Below are 18,958 nucleotides of genomic sequence, written 5' to 3'. Positions count from 1 at the left end.
GGCGGCTACCGGAGCACGGCGCGAGCGGCGTCGAGCAGGCGCTCGTCGGGGTCGTGGAGGTGCTGCCAGTACATCAGCCCGCCGAGCCCGCGCTCCCGGACGTACTCGGCCTTCCGGGCGACCGACGCCTCGTCCTCGTAGCTGATGAACGTCCGCGTGCCCGGGTTCCAGAGCGTCGGCGCCTGCGCGGCCTCGTCCCAGACGCGCCGGTAGCCGTCCCGGCCGATGGACTTGGCCACCAGATCCGCGTACGAGTGCGTCGTGACGGGGCCGGCGTAGGGCTGGCCGAGGCCGTCGGCGCTCGCCTCGACCCCGCTCCACCGGTACCCGTAGAACGCGGCGCCGATCACGATCTTCTCGGCCGGCACGCCCGCCGCGACCATCTGCTCGACGGCCTGGGACGTCGACGGCGCGCCGGGCACCGCGTCGGACGGGTGGAGGTTCGCGTGGTGGCCCGTCCGCGCCGACCACGACCCGCTAAAGTCGTACGTCATCAGGTTGACGAAGTCGAGGGGCCGGTGCGCCGCGGCCATGTCAGTGTGGTCGAGGTAGGTCTGGCCGGCCGCCGCGGCGATCGTGAGGAGCTGGCCGTCGCCGAGCGCGTCGCGGACGGCGCCGAGCAGGAGCGTGAACGTCTCGCGGTCCTCGTCGCGGAACACGTTGTCCTCGCCCCGCTGGCCCGGGTACTCCCAGTCGATGTCGAGCCCGTCGAGGCCGTGGGCGCGCACGAGGGCGACGGCGCTCTCGGCGAACCGCTCGCGCGAGGCCGCCGTGAGCGCCGCGTCCGAGAAGTTCTCCGACCACCCCCAGCCGCCGACCGACAGGAGCACCTTGAGGTCCGGGTTCCGCTCCCTCAGGCCGACAGCCGCGCGGAGGCGCCGGGCGTCGGCCGGGTCGTCCAAGACGACCTCGCCGTCGGGCGTCACGTTCGCGAAGGCCACGTTGACGTGCGTCAGCTTCTCGGCCCCGATCCGCCCGATGGCACCGGGCGTCCCCCCGTGGACGTAGGCCACCAGGCGGTGGCTCGGCGGGTCTGGCGGCACGTCGAGGACCTCGGCCGTGCTGCACGCGGCGAGCGCCAGCGCGGCGAGGACGATGAAGGCGCGGGTCATGGGGACGGAGGGTGGCGGTGGGCGCCCGGCGGAAGACTACGGACGCCAGCCCCCGCGACGCCTCAGCGGGTTTCCGCGACCTCGCGGAGCCAGGCCGCGTAGCCGCGCGCCGCCGCGGCCGGGAGCGTGGGGGCCGCCTCGGCGTCGAGCCACCGGCGGGCGCCCGCGAGCAGGGCCGCCCGCCGCGCCAGCGCCGTCGGGCCGTCGGCCTCCAAGCAGACCGACGCCCACGTCGCCGTGCCGACGGTGACCTCGGACAGCTCGATCCGGCACGTCCCGCCGCTGGCCGTGAGGCTCCGCTGGCGGCGCGTCTTGGCGACCTCGACCCAGCTCTCGCCCACGTCGGGCGTGTCGGCGAGCGGGAACGACCACTTGGCCCACGCCTCGATGGTCGCCTCGGCCCGGCCCATGGCCAGCCGGCCCGCCGTGCCCTCGCGGCGCTTGGCCTCGACGTGGCCCTCGCGGAGCTTGACGCCGAGCCCGTCGTCGGTCGGCGCGAGGTAGCGGTCGGTCCGGGACTCGGCCTCGACGGGCTCGCCGAGCGCGTCGAACCACGCCCAGAGGGCCGGCGAGATCGGGCCTCGGACGAACCAGCGGGCCTCGGCGGTGCGGAGCGGCTCCATCGTCAGGCCCCGGCGATCATGCCCAGGACGCCGGCCCGGATCATGGCCACCGAGATGGCCGCCAGGAACAGGCTGGCCACCTTCGCGATGGCCTTCGACGTGCCCCGGCCGGCCAGCCGCAGGAGCGACGGCCCGAACGTGAACGCGACGAACACCAGCGCCATGTTGGCCACGATCGACGCCAGCGTGACGATCCACCCGAACTGGCCTTCCGAGATCAAGATGGTCGTGATGGCGCCGGGCCCGATGATGAGCGGGATCCCGAGCGGGACCACGGGCAGGTCGACCGGCTCATCAGGCGCGTGGTCCTGGAGCTTGGCCCGGTCCTTTTTCGAGCCGCCACGGCGGTCCTTGGTGTCGCCGAAGGCGAGGTCGGTCACGGCGATCACCAGCAGGATGATGCCGCCGCCGACGCGCAGGTCGTTGAGCGTGATCCCCAGCGTGTCGAAGATGACCTGGCCGGCGAACAGCATCAGCACGGCCAGGACGGCCGCCGCCAGCAGCGCGCGAATGAGCAGTTGCCGCCGGTTGTTGGACGAGAACGTCTCCGTCATCCCGATGTAGAGCGGCAGGATACCGGGGATGTTGATGGCGACGAAGAGGGGGAGGAACGCCGCGATGAGGGCGGTCGCGAAATCGGGCACGAGCGAGGGCGGGGGGGACGGACGATGTTCTGCCAGGAACGTGCCCCGGCCCGTGACGACTCCGTGACGGCGGACGAACTCACCGGCCGTTCACCGGCCAGGGCGACCGTACGCTCCAACGACGCCTCGGCACCGGCTGGCGGACCCCCCGTCCGCACGCCCCTCGCTCCGCTCAGCGGGCGGACGGTCCCCCTCGAAGGGTAGGGCCGCTACGTTCTCATACGGGATCGCGGAGAAAGCCGCGCACTCTCCTACGAGGTCCCCTCTCCCCGAGGGAGAGGGACAGGGTGAGGGGGAATCGGGAGGGGCACTCATGCACAGCGAACTCTCCGACTCCGTATCAGGCGCGAGTCGTACTCCTACACAAAACGGCAGTCATCCCCGCGAAGGCGGGGACCCATACGGGGCCGCTCGCCGGACACAATGGCCGCATGGATTCCCGCGTGCGCGGGACCGCGAAGCGACGGCGCCAGCCAATGACGACTGTGATTTGGTTGCTATCGACAGAGCTTAGCAGCCCCGCCCTCGAAGGGGGACAGCTCCCCGACCTGGGAGCCCTTCGGCTCCGCTGAGGGCAGGCTCCGCGACCGGGAGGGGAGCGGGGGGTCTGCGCCGGAGCGTGCGCCCGCCCGCCCTGTCGGCGTGGCCGAGTTGGGACTCTCGTGGCCAACCTTTGCGCCATGCGCACGCTCGTCCTCGCCGCCCTCGCCCTCGCCGCCGCGTCCGGGCCGGCGACCGGGCGGTCACGCGGACCGTCGCCCTCGTTCGCTGAGGCCGGCTACTTCTTCTTGACCGGGGCGGCGACGTGCCTCGCGTCCTCGGCGGCCTTCTTCTTCCGGGCGTCGGCGGTCGCCTTGACCTGTTTCTGCCCGGCCTTCTTGCTCGTGGACTTGGGGGACTTGTCACCCATGACGGTTGCCTCGGTGGACTCGTGATCGGGACGTGGCCCCGGTCAACATAGGCGCCGTCTGGGCCGGGCCGACGGCCGTGTCAAAAGATGTTCGGCGTCGTCACGCCGGTACCCGAGTCCCGAGCGCGTCCCAGCCCGGCTGCTGGCGCGCGATCCACCACCGCCCGACGAGCGGCGGCAGCACCCACGCCACCGCCAGCCCGACGGCCACGCTGACCGCGCCGGGGACGCCCATCCCACGAAGCCCGATGACGATCGGATGCACCACGTGCCCGCCCGTCGCCATGACGAGCCCGATGTACGACCACGCCATCCACATGTAGTGGGCCCCGAGCCAGTTCTCGCGCCGCCGCCGCGCGACGACCACGCCGGCCGTGACCGTCCCCAGGCTGACGAGGGCCGCGACGTGGAACGGGCCGTAGCCGTGGAAGAACGGCGTCGAGTCGCGGAGCCCGAACGAGAGCACGCACAGCGCGACGAGCGCACCGGCGTAGACCCGGCCGACGACCCGGTGCAGCCGGTCGCCCTTCCGGCGGACGAGGACGAACGCGCCGGTCGCCAGGGCCGTCACGCCGAGCGCGGTGTGGACGAGGGCGATCGGCGTCATGGCAGCAGGGGGTGGGGAGGGGCCTGATCGGACCGGGTGCGGTGCTACGCCGCCGCGGCCACCTCGAGCTCCGCCTCGTCGACGTCGGCCAGAACCGGCCGGCCGACGGGCTCGTCGGTCTCGACCACGCCGTCGCGCAGGCGGACGACGCGGCGGGCGTGGGCCGCGATGTCGTCCTCGTGCGTAACGACGAGCAGCGTGTTGCCCTGGCGGTACAGGAGCTCGAAGAGCCGCATGATCTCGTCCGACGTCGCCGAGTCGAGGTTGCCTGTCGGCTCGTCGGCGAGCAAGATGGCCGGGCGGTTGACGAGGGCCCGGGCCACGGCGACGCGCTGGCGCTGGCCGCCCGAGAGCTCGTTCGGCTTGTGGTCGAGCCGGTCGCCCAGGCCCACCCGCTGCAACGCCTCGGTCGCCCGGGCCTTCCGCTCGGCCCGCCCGACGCCGGCGTAGACGAGCGGGAGCTCGACGTTCTGCAAGCAGTCCTGGCGCGGGAGCAGGTTGAACGTCTGGAAGACGAACCCGATCTGACCGTTGCGGACCTCGGCCAGCTCGTCGTCGCTCAGCGTCCCCACGTCGCGGCCGTCGAGCCGGTACGTCCCCTGGGTCGGCACGTCGAGGCAGCCGACGACGTTCATCAGCGTGCTCTTGCCCGAGCCCGACGGGCCCATGATGGCGACGTACTCGCCGCGCTCGACGGCCACCGAGCACCCCCGGAGCGCGTGGACCTCCTGGGTCCCCATCCGGTAGGTCTTCCAGACGTCGGCGATGTCGATGACCATCAGGGTTGGGCAGGTTGTGCGGGTTCGACGGGTCAGGCGGGTTCGGTTGCGGACGGCCGTGAGGAGGCAACTCGCGGAACCCGCGCGACTTGCCGGACCCGCTCAACCATCGACCTTGACGGCGTCGCCTTCGGCGAGCTCGGTGCGGAGCAGGCGGAACGGGCCCGTGACGACGGTCTCGCCGCCGGTGAGGCCCTCGCGGATCTCGATGTGGGTGTCGTCGGTGATCCCGGTGCGGACCTCGCGCATCTCGGCCTCCCCGTCGACCACGACGAACACGACGCGGCGGATGTCCTCGCCGTCGGGGATCGGGGTGTCCGGGACGCTTTCGCCCCGGGCCTCGGCCTGGCGGCGCCGCTCGCGCTCGACCTCGTTGAAGTCGCGCGCCGTGACGGCCTGGATGGGGACGACGACGGCCTGGGGGACGGACCGCGTGAAGATGTCGACGGTCCCGCTCATGCCAGGCCGCAGGATCGGGCCGGGGCCCGAGGGGACGCCCTCTTCGGGCACCCGCGCCGCGTCGCCCGCGCTGGCGCCAGCCGCCGCCAGCCGGACGACGACGGGGAAGTTGGTCACGGCCTGCGACGTCCCCGCGTTCTGGATCCGCGCCGAGTTGGCGATCTCGACGACGGCCCCGCCCAGCGCCTCGCTCGGGTAGGCGTCGACCTCGACACGCGCCGAGTCGCCGACCTCGACGTGGACCACGTCGTTCTCGTTGACGTCGATCTCCATCGTCATGGCATCGAGCCGGGCGATCCGCATGAGCTCGGTCCCCGACATCTGGGCCGTGCCCACGACGCGCTCGCCGAGCTCAACGTTGAGCTGGCTCACGGTCCCCGACATGGGCGCGTAGATGGCGGTCTGGGCAAGCTGCTGGCCGGCCTGCCGCGCGCCCGCCCGCGCCCCGTCGACCTGGGTCCGCGCGCTCCGCACGCGGCCCTGGGCGCTGGCAACACGGGCCGTTGCCCCCGAGACGGCCTGGCGCGCGGCCTGCTCCGACGCCCGGGCCACCTCGAACGCGCCGCGCGCGGCCTCCAGGTCCATGGCCGGCGCCACGTCGCGGTCGAACAGGTCCTGCTGGCGGGCCAGCGCCCGCTCGGCCCGCTCGCGCTCGGCCGTCGCCCGGGCCAGGTCGGCGCGGGCCTGGTCGACCGACCGCTCGGCCTCGGCGACCGCGCTCTGGGCCTCGCCGACGCCGCTCTGGGCCGTGGCCACCTGGGCCCGGGCGCGCTCGGCCTCGGTCGCGTAGAAGTCGGGCCGGACGCGGAGCAGCAGGTCGCCCTGCTGGACGCGGTCGCCCTCCTCGACGGCCAGGAAGATGATCTCGCCCGAGACGTCGGACGAGATGGCCACCTCGACCTCGCTCGCGACCGTCCCCGACGCGCTCACGGTCTGGGTGATGGTCCGCACGCGGGCCTCGGCCGTCTCGACCTCGACGCCGTCCTCGCCGCCGCCCAGCACCACGACCACGGCCACCAGGACGACGAGCAACACGCCCAAGCCGATCAGGATCTTCTTCGTGGGGGACATAGGACGAGAGTGGACTCGTGGACGTGTGGGCAGGTGGACCCGTGGACGAACAAGCGAGGCGGAGGTTACGTGGAGCGTGCGGATCGGGTCTACGGATCGGTCCGCCGCCGACAAAATGCCCACGTTCCGAACGTTCGAGGAGATCGTCGCCTGGCAGAAGGCGCGAGCGCTCACAGCGGAGGTCTACGCCCTTTCCAGGTCGGGCGCGTTCCGTCGGGACTTCGGCCTGCGCGACCAGATCTGCCGGGCAGCGGTCTCGGTCATGTCGAACGTCGCCGAGGGCTTCGAGCGAGGCAGCCGCCCCGAGTTCGCACGCTTCCTCCGCATCGCGCGCGGATCGGCCGGAGAAGTCCGCTCCCAGCTCTACGTTGCCCTCGATGCCGACTACATCGATCAGCAGACGTTCGACCGGCTGGCGGAGGCCACGCGAGAGATCACGCACATGCTCAACCGGCTGATCCGCCACCTCGAGACCACGTAATCTCCTCGCCCGATCACGTAGTCCACGGGCCCACTCGTCCACGGGTCCACCCGTCCACTACTCCAACATCCCCGCCAGCGCCGACGGGTCCACGTCGCCAACGGCCAGGCGGACCAGGACGCGGCGGAAAGCGAGCCCGTAGGCGGCCTGCGCCTGGCCGGCCTGGGCCTCGGCGAGCCGGGTCTGAGCCGCAGCCACGTCGTAGAGGGTCCCCGCCCCGAGCTGGTAGCGGTCGCGCTCGACGCGGAGCGCCTCGGTCGCCGCCTCGACCTGAGTCTCGGCGGCGTCGAGCCGGGCCCGCGCCGTCCGCGCCTCGACGACGGCCTGCTGAACTTCCGAGGCGAGCTGGCGGTCAAGCGCGTCGAGCTGGATGCGCGCGTCGTCGGCCCGGATCTGGGCCTCGACCACGCCGCGCCGCGCCTGATAGCGGTCGAAGATCGGGACGTTGAGCGTGACCCCGATGGCCCCGCTCCGGTTGTCGCTGAACTGGCCGAACACGGGCGTCGTCTCGAACGCCGGGTCGCCGGGGAACGAGAGCGGCTGGCCGCCGACCAAGACGGGCGTGCCGTCGTCGAGCGTGACCGGGAGCGACGGGACGGCGCCGACCGTCCGCTGCTGTAAGCTCGAATAGCCCGTGCCGACGTTGGCGTTGAGAGAAACGCTGGGGCGACTCGCGGCGCGGGCGGTCCCGATGGCGGCCTCAGCGGCCTGGATGGACAGGACCTGAGACCGACGGTCGGCTCGCGTCTCCCGAGCCGCGGCGAGCAGCTCGGCGAGGGGCGCGAGCGGCGCGTCGAGCACGCCCGACGCCTCCAGCCGGTCGAGGTCCGGCCCGACAAACCGGACCGGCGCCAGCGGGTCGAGCCCGATCAGCTGGATCAGGATGACCTCGTCCCGTTCGACGGCGCCCCGAGCTACCACGAATGCCGTCTGGCGCTCGGCGACGACGGCCTCCTGGGCGATCAAATCGCCGCGCGGCCGGGCCCCGGCCTCGACCAGCTCGGCCACGCGGGCGCGCTGGGCCTGAGCCGCGGCCAGCCCCTCGGCCTCGATCTCGGCGATCTCGCGGTCGAGCAGCAACGTCAGGAACTGCTGGGCCACGTCGAGCGCGACCTGCTGGCGCGTCCGCACGAGCCCGGCCTCGGCGGACTGGCGCGAGAGCTCGGCCTCGCGGATGGACGCCCGCGCCCGGCCGCCGTCGTAGAGCGGGACCGAGGCGAAGGCGCCGGCCGAGACCGTCTCGACCGTCTGCGACACGACCTCGCCCGTCGTCTGGTCGAACCCGAGCCCGTAGCGCTGCTGCGGCGACACCTGGACGTCGAGCGTCGGCAGACGGCTGGCCCGGGCCGCGCGGACCGCGAGCGCCTGCCCCCGGTCGGCCACCTCGGCCCGGCGGACCTCGGGGCTCTGGCCGACCGCCAGCGCGACCGCCTCGGCGAGCGTGACCGCGGTCGTGTCCTGGGCCTGGAGCGGGGCGGCGAGGGCGAGGGCGGCGAGGACGAGCAGGCGCATCGGCGGGGTCGGTCGGGGCGGCGCCTCTTGACGGGGCGCACGGCGACGGGTTGCGCCGAAGATCGCGCCGGCCCGCAGCCACGTCGTGCCGTCGTGGCGCGGACCGGCCGTAGCGGAGGGTGAGGGAATCGAACCCTCAAGGGCGCTTACACACCTCGACGGTTTTCAAGACCGCTGCCGTCACCTATCGGCTTGACCCTCCGTGGGCCCCGTGCCCGTCGTGAACGTCCGTGCGGCCGTTCGGACACGAGACCTCGAAGGTACTCCACGCCTCAGCGCCTCTGGCCGCGACGGGCGGGGCGGATGGGGTCTTCCGATCTCACCGCTCCGCGCCCACGCCTTGTCATCCTGAGCGGAGCGAAGGATCTACTGGACGCGGGCGCCGAGTCGCTCGGGGCCACCGAGCGACGAGCGGCTCGGTCCTTCGCTCTGCTCAGGATGACAAGATGGGTGGTCGGCGTTGGACGTAGCGTTTGCTCACTCCCCATCGGACCTCCTTCCGCGGAGAGAGGAGACACCGCTAGGGGGAACGTACTCGCCCTGCGGAGTCGGTCGTATGAGGCCTCGGTATCTTCCGGTCTCCTTTCGATCCCACCGCCCATGCATCGCCTCGCCCCGCTTCTCCTGCTGGCTTTCCTCGTCGCCGCCTGTGACTCCGGCGGCTCCGGCCTCGTCGAAGCCGACAGCACCGTCACCATCGCCTACGAGGGTCGCCTCGCCGACGGCACCGTGTTCAGCGCCAGCCCGGGGTATAGATCTGATATCCGTGGGTTCATCCCGGGCTTCCAGGCAGGACTCCTCGGCATGGCCGTCGGCGAGACGAAAACGTTCGACATCCCGCCGGATCAGGCCTACGGTGCCAACCCGCCCCAAGGCAGTGGCATCCCGCCGAACGCGACGCTCACATTCGAGGTCACAGTTCTCGACATCGAGTAGATCTCTCCTCCACCCTGCTGATGTTGCCCCCCCGATCTTTCATGCGCCCGACGCTCCTCGCCGCTAGCGCAGCGCTTCTCGTGGCCGGCTGCGCGGGCTTCGCCTCCACCGAGGCCCCCGACTCGATGCCCGCCGCTCCGCCCGCCGTCGCCAGCAACCCGTTGCTCGCCGAGTGGACGGGCCCCTACGGCGGCGTCCCGGCCTTCGACGAGATGGACCTCGCCGACCTGGAGCCGGCGCTCGAAGCGGGCATGGCCGCCCACCTCGCCGAGATCGACGCCATCGCCCAGAACCCCGCGCCGCCGACGTTCGAGAACACGATTGTGGCGATGGAGCGGTCCGGCAAGCCCATCGAGCGCGCGTTCACGTACTACGGCATCTGGAGCGCCAACCTCTCCAGCCCCGAGTTCCGCGAGATCCAGGCCCGGATGGCGCCGCGGCTGTCCGAGTACGGTACGGCGATCACCCAGAACACGGCCCTGTTCGACCGCGTCCGCCAGGTGTACGACGCCCGCGAGACGCTCGGCCTGCGGCCGGACCAGGTCCGGTTGGTCGAGCTGGTCTACGACGGGTTCGCGCGGAACGGGGCCACGCTCGACGGCCCGGCCAAGGCGCGCTACGCCGCCATCGACCAGCGGCTCGCCGAGCTGTACACGGCGTTCGGCAACAACGTGTTGGCCGATGAGGAGGGCTACGTCACCTACCTCACGGCCGACCAGCTCTCGGGCTTGCCCGACTCCTATGTCGCCGCCGCCGCCGCCGCGGCCCAAGAGCGCGGGCGCCCCGGCGAGTACGCCGTGACCAACACGCGGTCCTCGATGGACCCCTTCCTCACGTACTCCGACGAGCGCGACCTCCGCGAGCGGGTCTGGCGGACCTACTACAGCCGCGGCGACAACGCCGACGACCACGACAACAACGCGCTCATCACCGAGATCCTCCAGCTCCGCGACGAGCGCGTCGGGCTCCTCGGCTACGAGACCTACGCGGCGTGGCGCCTGGAGGACCGGATGGCCAAGACGCCCGAGCGGGCCATGGACCTGCTGCTCGCCGTGTGGCCCGCCGCCGTTGCCCGCGTCCGCGAGGAGGTCGCCGACATGCAGGCCGTGGCGGATGCCGAGGGGGCCGAGATCACCATCGAGCCGTGGGACTACCGGTACTACGCCGAGAAGGTGCGCCAGGAGCGCTACGCCCTCGACTCCGACGAGGTCAAGCAGTACCTCCAGCTCGACAAGCTCAACGACGCCATGTTCTACGTGGCCGGCGAGCTGTTCGGGTTCGCGTTCACGCCGGTCCCCGACGGCCGGGTGCCCGTGTTCCACCCGGACGTGACCGTCTTCGAGGTGACCGACCGCGAGACCGGCGACTTGGTCGGGCTGTGGTACCTCGACCCGTTCGCGCGGCCCGGCAAGCGGTCCGGCGCCTGGGCCACGACCTACCGGAGCCACACGACGTTCGACGGGCCCAAGACGGTGCTGGCGTCGAACAACTCGAACTTCGTGCCGGGCGCCCCCGGTGAGCCCGTCCTGATCTCGCTCGACGACGCCGAGACGCTGTTCCACGAGTTCGGCCACGCGCTCCACTTCCTGGCCTCCGACGTGGCGTACCCGACGCTCGACAACGGCGTCCGCGACTACACCGAGTTCCAGAGCCAGCTCTTGGAGCGGTGGCTGTTGACCGACGCCGTGATCGACCGCTTCCTGGTCCACGTGGACACGGGCGAGCCGATGCCGGCCGCCCTCGTCCAAAAAATCCGCCGGGCGGCGACCTTCAACCAGGGGTTCGCGACCGTCGAGTACCTCGCGTCGTCGCTTATCGACATGAAGCTCCACACGCTCGACGACCCCTCGGGCGTGGACCCGGACGCCTTCGAGCGCGAGACGCTGGCAGAGCTGGGGATGCCGAGCGAGGTCGTGATGCGGCACCGGACGCCCCACTTCGGCCACGTCTTCTCGGGCGAGGGCTACGCGACCGGCTACTACGGCTACCTCTGGGCCGACGTGCTCACGTCGGACGCGGCCGAGGCGTTCGCCGAAGCGCCCGGCGGGTTCTACGACGCCGAGGTGGCCGAGCGGCTCGTGCAGTACCTGTTCGCGCCGCGCAACGCCATCGACCCGGCCGAGGCCTACCGCCTGTTCCGGGGCCGTGACGCCGACATCGGCCCGTTGATGCGCGACCGCGGGTTCCCGATCCCGGAGGGCGTCGAGGAGTAGCGCGGGGAGTCCCCGCGGAGCTTCAACCCTGCCGTAGGGACATGATTCATCATGTCCCCCGGGTGGGCTCGCCGTCGGCAGGCGGACACGATGAATCGTGTCCCTACGCCGTCACGCAGTGGTGAAGGCCGTCCGCTACAGCCCGTGCGCGCTGAGGAAGGCGCGGAACACCTCCGCCGTCTCGTCCGGCGCTTCGAGCATCGGGAGGTGGCCGACGCCGGACATCGTGCGGACCGTCGCGTCGGGCATCCCGGCGGCGATGGTCGCGGCGCCGGACGGGTGGAGCACGCGGTCCAGCTCGCCCCACGAGATCAGCGTCGGCACGTCCAAGCCGGCGAGCAACGCCTCGGTGCTCGGGCCGAACGCGAACTCCCAGCTCATGTCGAGGAAGACCTGGACCGTGTGGTCGTAGGCCTCGGCGCTCTCGGCGGCGAGCACGCGGAGCGCCGGGCGCGGGATGGGCGGCGGCCGGCGCATGGTGAACGCGACGGACGCCTCGTACTCGGCGGGTGTCCTCGCAAAGAGCGGGACGCCCTCGCCTGCGAAGAAGCCCTCGATCATCTCGCTTGGCCGGTCGCCCTCGGCGCCGGCCGGCGCGAGCAGCCACAGCGAGCGGAGCCGGTCGGGGTGGCGGTGGGCGACCTCGGCCACGACCCGGCCGCCCATCGACGAGCCCGCGAGGTGGACGCGGTCGAGCCCCAGCGCGTCCAGGAACGCGACGACGGCCTGGGCCTGCCCGACCATCGACAGGTCGCCGGTGACGTCGCTCTCGCCGAAGCCCGGCAGGTCCGGCGCGACGACGCGGACGCGGTCGGCCACGAGCGCCGCCAGCCGGGGCCAGTGGTCTTTGCTCGCGCCGATCCCGTGGACGGCGACGAGCGGCGGGAGGTCGGTCCCCGTGTCGAGGTACACGATCTCGCGGCCGTCGTCGAGGCGGAGCGTCCTCCGTTCGAGCCCGGCCTTGGCGCGGAGCCTACGGCGCGCGCGGTCGACGGCGCGGGCGACGGGGTCGAGCGACTTGAGGAACCCGAACATCAGCCGGCGAGCGCCTCGCGCAAGACGTCCGGGATCGGCGTCGGCCGGCCCGTCGCGCGGTCGACCCAGACCAACGTCGCCTTGACCTCGGCGACGACGGTTTCGTCGTCGCCCTCGACGGTGAGCACGCTGTCGAGCGGGAACGACGTCCGCCCGGGGCCAGCGCTGTGGACGGCCACCACGACGGTCGCCGGGTAGTGGATCGGGCGCTTGAACTGGAGCTCGGCCGCGGCCAGGATCGGGCCGGCGTCGGGGTAGCCGGGCCAGCGGCCGTCCGCCAGCGACTCGAGGAACTCGATCCGGGCCTGCTCGACGTAGCGGAGGTAGGCCGTGTTGTTGACGTGGCCGAGCGCGTCCTGGTCGCCCCAGCGGACGGGGACGCGGGCGGTGTACAGAGGGTCGGGCATGGCGACGGCGGGGGGCCCGCCTCCACGACGAGCCCGCGCACGCCGTTCCGCCGGGCTACCGGACGACGACGAGCGGAACCGTGCTGGCCTGCCCATCGGCCTCGGCGCGGAGGAGGTAGACGCCTGCCGCCGTCGGCACCGCCACCGTCGCCTCGCCGACGCGGGCCTCCCACGTGCTCACGCGACGGCCGACGGCGTCGAAGAGCGTCAGCCGGGCCGGTGTCCCGAGCCGGAGGCGGACGGTCCCGCCCACCGGCGCGGGCTGCGGACCTAAGACCGTCAGCATCGCCGTGGACGCGGGGAACGCTTCGGCCGCGACGGGCAGGGCCATGTCGACGCGCGACACGCCGGCCACGCTCATGCCCGGCGGCGTCGTCCGGAGGGCCGCGTAGCCGGCGCGGTCCGCCCCGATCACGGGGAGCGACGCCTCCGTCGGGAGGCCGACGAGGAGAGGCAGTTGGGACGACGTGAACCCGCCCGACCGTGTCGACCCGACGAGGATCGGCGTGAGGGACCCGTCCGTCGCTGTAAGGAGAAACTCCAGCGCGTCGCCGACGGCGACCCCGGTCACCGACAGGCCGTCGGGCGCGGGATCGTCCCCGACGAGCGTCCCGTCGGCGTCGATCAAGGCGACCCGCCCCGGGCCGTAGACGACGGCGGCGTTGCCTGCCCCGGACACGTCGAGGGCCCGGGCGGGTCCGGAGAAGGCGTCTGCTGTGTACGTCGCCTCGATGCCGCCCGCAGGGGGGAAACGAAACACGAGAGCGCGCGCGCACGACGAGGGCCCGTTCGACTGGGAGACCACCACGTGAAGGACGCCCCGATCGTCCTCGGCCGCAGACAGGCCCTCGAAGGTGAGGCCGCAGCCGTCGCGGCCCGCCGTTTCCTCCCGGCCTCTGCGCGTCCCGTCGGCCACATCGAAGCGGTCGGCGCGGAGGGTACTCACGCTCCCGAACACGAACTGGGCGACGGTGACGGTCTGCGGGCCGGCGGCCACACCGAGGGCGAACAGGGAGCCCTCGTCCGGGACCTCGGCTCGCCACACCTCCGACCCGTCGCGATCAAAGCGGAGGAGCGACGTCCGCACCAGCCCGTTCGGGAGGATCTCGTCGACGGCCACGACCACGCCGCCGCCGTCGGTGGCGGCGAGCGCCCGCGCGATCCGGTCGTCGCCGTCGGCCCAGGTGGCCCACCTCGGCGTGCCGTCGGCGTCGAAGGCGGCGACCGTCGCGCGCCGGGCGCTGCCGAACGTCGTGCTCGCCACGACGACGCCACCGTCGGAGGTCGGGACGAGGGCGACCGGCGGGTCGCTCGTGCCGCCGCCGTCGACGGCGGCCGTCCACGCGACGCGGCCGTCCGGCGCGATCCGCCCGACGAATGGGTCGGTGCCGACCCCGTCTTGGGCCGGGAGGAGCCCGGCGACGAAGACCCCGCCGGTGGGGGCGGCGGCCGTCTGCCAGAGCCGGGTGTCCGAGAACCGCTCTCCTTGTCGCGTGACCGTCCAGAGGACCCCCCCTGCCGCGTCGCGGGCCGTGAGCACGCCGCCGACGGCGACGCACGACCCGCCCTCGGCGCACGGCACGAGCGACCGGGACTGGGGGGACACAAAAACGCCACCGCGGAGGACGGACCAACGCGGGGCGCCGTCGGCCGCCGCGAGCGCCCCCCACACCGCGTCCCCGAAGGCGCTCACGAACGCGACGCCCCCCGCGTCGATGGCGAGCCCGCGCGGCGCCGAGGCGGATGGGGTGCCAGCGAGGACCGACCACGCGGTCGCGCCGCCGGTCGCGCCGAGCCGGGCGACGCGCAGCCCCTGGCCCGCCGGGTCCTGCCAGGCCGCGTACACCGCGTCGCCGTCCGTCGCCAGGTTGTCCGCCGAGACGAACGCGGGGACGTCCCGCTCCCCGTTGGCCCCGAGCGCCGTTTCCCACACCGCCGTGCCGTCGGGCCGGAGGCGGCGCATGACGGTCGTGCCGCCCGCAGCGCCCGTCGTGCCCAGCACGAGCGCGTCGGTGTCCCCGACGAGCGCGAGCGCGGTTCCCTCGAAGTCCCCGCCGAAGAGGCCCGTCGTCGCCGCGCCGCTGGGGTCGACCCGGACGAGGCCGGTCTGGTTGGCGAGCACGACCACGCCGCCGTCCGGGCGGGCGGCGAGCGCCTGGGCGCCCCGGTCGTTCCCGAACATGGGGAGCGTGGTGCGGGCGACCTCGGTGCCGGAGGCGTCGAACCGGACAACCGGGGCCCTCAGACCGCTCGGGACAAAATTGGAAGTGCCGAGGCTTGCCCAGACGCCGCCGACGCCGTCGGGCACGAGGGGGAGGCGGCTCACCCCCCGGTCCTGGCGCGCCGGGTCCAGGGTGCGCACCCACTCCGTCCCGGCCGCACTGACGCGAGCGACCTCGGCACGCTGGCTTGCGAACGGGCCCACCGTTGCGCCCGCCACGCACGCCTCCCCGACCGCGACGACGGACAGCGGAGACGCGCCCGCCGAGGCCCAGGCGTCGACGGGGACGGCCCAGCGTTCGGCACCGTCGGGGCCGTACCGCGCCACCACGACGCCCCGCACGTTCCCGGCCACCGCCTCCTCCGTCGCCAGGCACACGCCGCCGTCTGGGGCCGAGCCGACGACGGTGCCGTTGACGCCCCCCGAGCGGCTCGGCTCGTCGAACACGACTGTCCACTGGGCGTCCGCCTCGGGCCCGACCGTCCGGCCGATGGCGAGGGGACGGACGGTCGGGCCGGTCTGCGCACTCGCGGCGAGGCCGCCGGCGAGAGCGAGAAGGGAAAGAAAGCGGCGCATAAGAAGTGTGGGTAGAGGGACTGTCCTCTGCATGGAAACGAAAGTACCAGAAGTCCGGGCTCACTCTGGGTCTGATCGCTCCATGACGACGCACCCCAGCTTGGACGGGCGATGTCCGTGCCCGATACTGAGGCCCCCTGGCCTCCCTCCATGTCCTCCGACGCCGACCCGGTCGCCGAGCGCGACCCCACGCTGGACCGCCTGCGCCGCTCGCTCGAGATCGCGGGCGAGGCGTACGACGTGCCGACCGCCGACCGCGCCGCGTTCGTAGCCCACGCCTGCGGCGACGACGACGCCCTCCGCCAGGCCGTGGCCGACCTGCTCGACTTCGACGCCCGGTCGCACACGCTCTTGGACGGCGGCGTCGGCGAGCTGTTCGCGATGCCGGAGCCGGGCGACGTGGGCGGGTACCGCGTCGTCGGCGAGCTGGGGCGGGGCGGGATGGGCGTCGTCTACGCGGCCGAGCGGGTGGACGGGACGTTCGAAAAAACGGTCGCGCTCAAGCTGGTCCAGGCCAGCAAGGCGTCCGAGGAGGCGGCCCGGCGGTTCGCACGCGAGCGGCGCGTGCTGGCGCGGCTCGACCACCCCGGCATCGCCCGGCTCCTGGACGGCGGCGTCACGCCCGACGGGCGCCCATACTTCATCATGGAGCGGGTCGACGGCCAGCCGCTCACGGCCTACGCCGACGCCCACGGCCTCAACACGGACGCCCGGCTCGCCCTTCTGCTCGACGTGTGCGACGCCGTAGCGCATGCCCACCGGCTGCTCGTCGTCCACCGCGACCTTAAGCCGTCGAACGTGTTCGTGGCCCGGGACGAGACGGGCGCGGCCCAGGTCAAGCTCCTCGACTTCGGCATTGCCAAGGCCCTCGACGAGGACGACGACGACGTGCTCACCCAGACCGGCGGCGGCGCGCTCACGCCGGCCTATGCCGCGCCCGAGCAGGTCGCGGGCGAGCCCGTCACGGCGGCGACGGACGTCTACGCGCTCGGCGTGATGGCGTACGAGCTGCTGGTCGGCGAGCGGCCGTACGCCTTCGCCAGCCGGGCGCCGGGCGAGGTGGCCCGCGTCGTCCGCGAGGCCCAGCCGGCGCGGCCCAGCGACGCCGTCCGCACGACGGCGGGGGCGGAGGCGAGCGAGGCCCGGTGGTCGGCCCCACCGAAGCGGCTCCGCGGCGACCTCGACGCCATCGTGCTCCGGGCGCTCCGCAAGGAGCCCGAGCGGCGCTACGCGACGGCCGGCGAGCTCGCGGCCGACTTGCGCCGCCACGTTGAGGGCCGCCCGGTCACGGCCCGGGGCGACGGGCTGGGCTACCGGACCGGCCGGTTCGTCCGGCGCCACACGGCGGCCGTGGCGTTCGTCGCCGCGCTGGCGCTGGCCCTCGTCGGCGGGACGGCGGCCGTGGTGTGGCAGGCGCAGGAGACGGCCCGAGAGGCGGCCCGCGCGAACGCGACGCTCGACTACGTGCTGGGCATGTTCGAGGCCGTCGACCCGGTCGAGCTCGAGGGCGGCCAGCTCCGCCCGGCCGACCTGCTGGCGCCGGGGCTCCGCCAGGCCGCCGCGCTCGACGGCCAGCCGCTCGTCCAGGCGTCGCTGCTGGAGGGCCTGGGCCGGCTGGGCGTCAGCTTGGGCCTGTTCCCCACGGCCGACTCGGTGTTGCAGCGGGCCGTCGACGTCCGCCGCCGGGTCCAGGGGCCGGACCACCCGGACCTCGGCGTGCCGCTCACGCTGCTCACCGAGTCGCTCACGGCGGAGCTCCGCTTCGACGAGGCCCTCGCGACGGGTCGGGAGGCGACTCGCGTCCTCGGGTCGGGCCGGCGACCGACCGCGCTCGCCGACGCCCAGATCGCGCTCGCCTACGCCCACTACGGGAAGTACGAGACGGACGCGGCGAAGGCCCTCTTCCGGGCGGCGCTCGCGAACACGAGGGAGCCCAGCCCGCGAGTGGTCGCGCTCTCGGGTCTCGCGACTCAGCTTGAAGAGAGCGACAGCCTCGACGCCGCGCTCCCCCTGTTCCGCCAGGCGACCGACCTCGCGCGCCGCACGTTCGGCCCGACGGACCCTCGGACCGCCGACGCCCTCTACGACTACGCCGAGGCAGTGAAGACGGACGGAGACCCCGCACGGGCCCTCGTCCTCCACGAGGAGGCCCTCGCTGTCTACGAGCAGGCGTTCGGCCAGGGGGACCACCGGACGGGCCGAAGCCTCTACTCTCTCGCTGTCCTTCACCACGGCGACGCCCCCGCCGTCGCCGAGCGATACTACCGGCGCGCGCTCGATGGCTACGACGGGTCGTCGCTTGACCCCGACCACTCCTGGCGCGACTACGCCCACGTCGGTCTGGGAGGGCTCCTGCTCGAAATGGGGCGGGCGGACGAAGCCCTCCCCCTCTTGCGAAGTGGGGCTGCGGCCTTCGCCAAGGAATGGGGGCCGTCTGACCTCCGCGCGCTGACACCCCGCGCGCAGTACGGCGCCGCTCTGTTCGACACCGGCCGCACAGCCGAAGGCATTGCTGTTCTCAGCGCCGTCGAGTCCACGGTCGCGCGCGAAGACCCGGCAAGCCCCTTCCACCTCGCCATCCTCCGCAAGCTCGCGAAGGTGCTCGCCCAAGCAGGCCGTGCCGAGGAAGCCCGGGCCGTCGCCCAGACGTCCAACGCTCTCCAGGAGACGGCCCGATAGCGGAGCGCCGACAGCCACGGGGCCGAGCCATCCGCTCGGCCCCGCGGTTCCGTCAACTGCAAGCGTCAGCGGCTAATCCAGCCTCCGGACGCCTTCTCAAAGTTAAGCCCCTTGCGGATCTCGACGACCTTTGCGGAGCCGCCGATGAGCCGGTCGAGGATGTCCGGGTTCCAGTCCGGCGGCGGCGGCAGCGGCGGGCGCTTTCCGGGGCCGAAGATGATGCCCTGGAACTCGATCCCGCCGTTGCCCGCGGTCGGGTAGCCCTTCCCGTCGTCGGGCTCGTAGCCGGGGAACTCCTCCTTGATGCTCTCGTCGAGCGCGTCGAAGCTCGCGCGGCCCAGGGCCTGGCTGATGACGTAGCCCTCGCCAGCGCTGACCTCGATCTGCTGGCCGTTGACTTCGAGGATGACGGTCTCGCCCTCGGTCCACACCCGGGCGGAGTTGGTGATCTGGAAGGGAGTGACGTCTGCGGAACGGGCCATGGCGGTGGGCGGTGGGGATGAGCTGGCGGGGGGCGCCGACGGCGCCGAGTCGCACGCGCCGAGCCCGAGGGCCAGCGCGAGCACGAAGGTCAAACGAAGCATGGGGTTGGGGCTGGGAGTCCGACCAGTGTACGGGAAACGCGCCGATCCCCTGTCACGGGCGAGCGTTCTGGCGTGGGTCCCTGGACGGCGCAAGGTGAGCAATCGCGAT

Annotated in this window: 16 protein-coding genes and 1 tRNA gene; 5 read left to right on the top strand and 12 right to left on the bottom strand. The window is 73.0% G+C overall.

Going from position 1 to position 18,958, the window contains the following annotated elements:
• Positions 1 to 5: 5 nt before the first annotated feature.
• From ACOOHE_RS01400 to ACOOHE_RS01390, 3 genes are all read right to left on the bottom strand, one after another.
• Positions 6 to 1,112, bottom strand: coding sequence for a glycoside hydrolase family 18 protein (locus ACOOHE_RS01400; RefSeq protein WP_420456013.1), 1,107 nt, complete (start codon positions 1,110 to 1,112; stop codon positions 6 to 8).
• 62 nt (positions 1,113 to 1,174) lie between these two features.
• Positions 1,175 to 1,735 (bottom strand): hypothetical protein, encoded by a 561-nt coding sequence (locus ACOOHE_RS01395; protein WP_420456012.1) that lies wholly within the window; start codon positions 1,733 to 1,735, stop codon positions 1,175 to 1,177.
• A 2-nt stretch (positions 1,736 to 1,737) separates the two neighbouring features.
• Positions 1,738 to 2,379, bottom strand: coding sequence for a MarC family protein (locus tag ACOOHE_RS01390; protein WP_420456011.1), 642 nt, complete (start codon positions 2,377 to 2,379; stop codon positions 1,738 to 1,740).
• A gap of 680 nt (positions 2,380 to 3,059) precedes the next feature.
• On the opposite strand from ACOOHE_RS01390, the gene ACOOHE_RS01385 reads away from it, so the two are divergent.
• Positions 3,060 to 3,314 carry a hypothetical protein gene (locus ACOOHE_RS01385; RefSeq protein ID WP_420456010.1) on the top strand — a complete coding sequence of 85 codons (255 nt, stop codon included), beginning with the start codon at positions 3,060 to 3,062 and terminating at the stop codon, positions 3,312 to 3,314.
• Between the two features lie 75 nt (positions 3,315 to 3,389).
• Here the strand turns inward: ACOOHE_RS01385 and ACOOHE_RS01380 are convergent, their stop codons facing one another.
• The 3 genes from ACOOHE_RS01380 to ACOOHE_RS01370 all read right to left on the bottom strand — a co-directional run bounded on the left by ACOOHE_RS01380 (position 3,390) and on the right by ACOOHE_RS01370 (position 6,205).
• Positions 3,390 to 3,896 carry a DUF2306 domain-containing protein gene (locus ACOOHE_RS01380; RefSeq protein ID WP_420456009.1) on the bottom strand — a complete coding sequence of 169 codons (507 nt, stop codon included), beginning with the start codon at positions 3,894 to 3,896 and terminating at the stop codon, positions 3,390 to 3,392.
• A gap of 44 nt (positions 3,897 to 3,940) precedes the next feature.
• The gene (locus tag ACOOHE_RS01375; RefSeq protein ID WP_420456008.1) at positions 3,941 to 4,675 is read right to left on the bottom strand and encodes an ABC transporter ATP-binding protein; all 735 of its coding nucleotides are present in this window, start codon (positions 4,673 to 4,675) and stop codon (positions 3,941 to 3,943) included.
• Between the two features lie 102 nt (positions 4,676 to 4,777).
• Entirely contained in the window at positions 4,778 to 6,205 is a 1,428-nt protein-coding gene (locus ACOOHE_RS01370; RefSeq protein ID WP_420456007.1) for an HlyD family secretion protein, read from the bottom strand.
• A gap of 115 nt (positions 6,206 to 6,320) precedes the next feature.
• On the opposite strand from ACOOHE_RS01370, the gene ACOOHE_RS01365 reads away from it, so the two are divergent.
• Positions 6,321 to 6,686 carry a four helix bundle protein gene (locus ACOOHE_RS01365; RefSeq protein ID WP_420456006.1) on the top strand — a complete coding sequence of 122 codons (366 nt, stop codon included), beginning with the start codon at positions 6,321 to 6,323 and terminating at the stop codon, positions 6,684 to 6,686.
• Positions 6,687 to 6,743: 57 nt separating this feature from the next.
• On the opposite strand, the gene ACOOHE_RS01360 is transcribed toward ACOOHE_RS01365, so the two are convergent.
• Together ACOOHE_RS01360 and ACOOHE_RS01355 are read right to left on the bottom strand one after the other, a co-directional pair.
• Positions 6,744 to 8,198, bottom strand: coding sequence for a TolC family protein (locus ACOOHE_RS01360; protein ID WP_420456005.1), 1,455 nt, complete (start codon positions 8,196 to 8,198; stop codon positions 6,744 to 6,746).
• 113 nt (positions 8,199 to 8,311) lie between these two features.
• A tRNA-Ser gene (locus tag ACOOHE_RS01355) sits at positions 8,312 to 8,400 on the bottom strand.
• A gap of 398 nt (positions 8,401 to 8,798) precedes the next feature.
• On the opposite strand from ACOOHE_RS01355, the gene ACOOHE_RS01350 reads away from it, so the two are divergent.
• Together ACOOHE_RS01350 and ACOOHE_RS01345 are read left to right on the top strand one after the other, a co-directional pair.
• Entirely contained in the window at positions 8,799 to 9,134 is a 336-nt protein-coding gene (locus tag ACOOHE_RS01350) for an FKBP-type peptidyl-prolyl cis-trans isomerase (RefSeq protein WP_420456004.1), read from the top strand.
• Between the two features lie 41 nt (positions 9,135 to 9,175).
• The gene (locus tag ACOOHE_RS01345) at positions 9,176 to 11,347 is read left to right on the top strand and encodes a M3 family metallopeptidase (RefSeq protein ID WP_420456003.1); all 2,172 of its coding nucleotides are present in this window, start codon (positions 9,176 to 9,178) and stop codon (positions 11,345 to 11,347) included.
• A gap of 135 nt (positions 11,348 to 11,482) precedes the next feature.
• Here the strand turns inward: ACOOHE_RS01345 and ACOOHE_RS01340 are convergent, their stop codons facing one another.
• The 3 genes from ACOOHE_RS01340 to ACOOHE_RS01330 are packed head-to-tail and all read right to left on the bottom strand — an operon-like array spanning position 11,483 to position 15,586.
• On the bottom strand, positions 11,483 to 12,382 hold the full coding sequence (locus ACOOHE_RS01340) for an alpha/beta fold hydrolase (RefSeq protein ID WP_420456002.1): 900 nt from the start codon (positions 12,380 to 12,382) through the stop codon (positions 11,483 to 11,485).
• On the bottom strand, positions 12,382 to 12,789 hold the full coding sequence (locus tag ACOOHE_RS01335) for an acyl-CoA thioesterase (protein ID WP_420456001.1): 408 nt from the start codon (positions 12,787 to 12,789) through the stop codon (positions 12,382 to 12,384). Before ACOOHE_RS01335 ends, ACOOHE_RS01340 begins: the two co-directional genes overlap by 1 nt.
• Positions 12,790 to 12,844: 55 nt before the next feature.
• Positions 12,845 to 15,586, bottom strand: coding sequence for a hypothetical protein (locus tag ACOOHE_RS01330; RefSeq protein ID WP_420456000.1), 2,742 nt, complete (start codon positions 15,584 to 15,586; stop codon positions 12,845 to 12,847).
• A gap of 150 nt (positions 15,587 to 15,736) precedes the next feature.
• Between ACOOHE_RS01330 and ACOOHE_RS01325 the strand changes: the two genes are divergently transcribed.
• Positions 15,737 to 18,265: a protein kinase domain-containing protein gene (locus ACOOHE_RS01325; RefSeq protein ID WP_420455999.1), complete on the top strand. Its 2,529-nt coding sequence runs from the start codon at positions 15,737 to 15,739 to the stop codon at positions 18,263 to 18,265.
• 65 nt (positions 18,266 to 18,330) lie between these two features.
• Here the strand turns inward: ACOOHE_RS01325 and ACOOHE_RS01320 are convergent, their stop codons facing one another.
• Positions 18,331 to 18,849 carry a hypothetical protein gene (locus ACOOHE_RS01320; protein ID WP_420455998.1) on the bottom strand — a complete coding sequence of 173 codons (519 nt, stop codon included), beginning with the start codon at positions 18,847 to 18,849 and terminating at the stop codon, positions 18,331 to 18,333.
• Positions 18,850 to 18,958: the final 109 nt, after the last annotated feature.

This window comes from Rubrivirga sp., from assembly GCF_965213695.1.
Lineage (GTDB): Bacteria > Bacteroidota > Rhodothermia > Rhodothermales > Rubricoccaceae > Rubrivirga.
This window is presented reverse-complemented; position numbering and strand designations above follow the sequence as displayed.

Excerpts from the sequence above, each read along its gene's own strand:
- ACOOHE_RS01400 (WP_420456013.1), bottom strand. The coding sequence starts at position 1,112 with ATGACCCGCGCCTTCATCGTCCTCGCCGCGCTGGCGCTCGCCGCGTGC.
- ACOOHE_RS01395 (WP_420456012.1), bottom strand. The coding sequence starts at position 1,735 with ATGGAGCCGCTCCGCACCGCCGAGGCCCGCTGGTTCGTCCGAGGCCCG.
- ACOOHE_RS01385 (WP_420456010.1), top strand. The coding sequence starts at position 3,060 with ATGCGCACGCTCGTCCTCGCCGCCCTCGCCCTCGCCGCCGCGTCCGGG.
- ACOOHE_RS01380 (WP_420456009.1), bottom strand. The coding sequence starts at position 3,896 with ATGACGCCGATCGCCCTCGTCCACACCGCGCTCGGCGTGACGGCCCTG.
- ACOOHE_RS01375 (WP_420456008.1), bottom strand. The coding sequence starts at position 4,675 with ATGGTCATCGACATCGCCGACGTCTGGAAGACCTACCGGATGGGGACC.
- ACOOHE_RS01370 (WP_420456007.1), bottom strand. The coding sequence starts at position 6,205 with ATGTCCCCCACGAAGAAGATCCTGATCGGCTTGGGCGTGTTGCTCGTC.
- ACOOHE_RS01365 (WP_420456006.1), top strand. The coding sequence starts at position 6,321 with ATGCCCACGTTCCGAACGTTCGAGGAGATCGTCGCCTGGCAGAAGGCG.
- ACOOHE_RS01360 (WP_420456005.1), bottom strand. The coding sequence starts at position 8,198 with ATGCGCCTGCTCGTCCTCGCCGCCCTCGCCCTCGCCGCCCCGCTCCAG.
- ACOOHE_RS01350 (WP_420456004.1), top strand. The coding sequence starts at position 8,799 with ATGCATCGCCTCGCCCCGCTTCTCCTGCTGGCTTTCCTCGTCGCCGCC.
- ACOOHE_RS01345 (WP_420456003.1), top strand. The coding sequence starts at position 9,176 with ATGCGCCCGACGCTCCTCGCCGCTAGCGCAGCGCTTCTCGTGGCCGGC.
- ACOOHE_RS01340 (WP_420456002.1), bottom strand. The coding sequence starts at position 12,382 with ATGTTCGGGTTCCTCAAGTCGCTCGACCCCGTCGCCCGCGCCGTCGAC.
- ACOOHE_RS01335 (WP_420456001.1), bottom strand. The coding sequence starts at position 12,789 with ATGCCCGACCCTCTGTACACCGCCCGCGTCCCCGTCCGCTGGGGCGAC.
- ACOOHE_RS01330 (WP_420456000.1), bottom strand. The coding sequence starts at position 15,586 with ATGCGCCGCTTTCTTTCCCTTCTCGCTCTCGCCGGCGGCCTCGCCGCG.
- ACOOHE_RS01325 (WP_420455999.1), top strand. The coding sequence starts at position 15,737 with ATGTCCTCCGACGCCGACCCGGTCGCCGAGCGCGACCCCACGCTGGAC.
- ACOOHE_RS01320 (WP_420455998.1), bottom strand. The coding sequence starts at position 18,849 with ATGCTTCGTTTGACCTTCGTGCTCGCGCTGGCCCTCGGGCTCGGCGCG.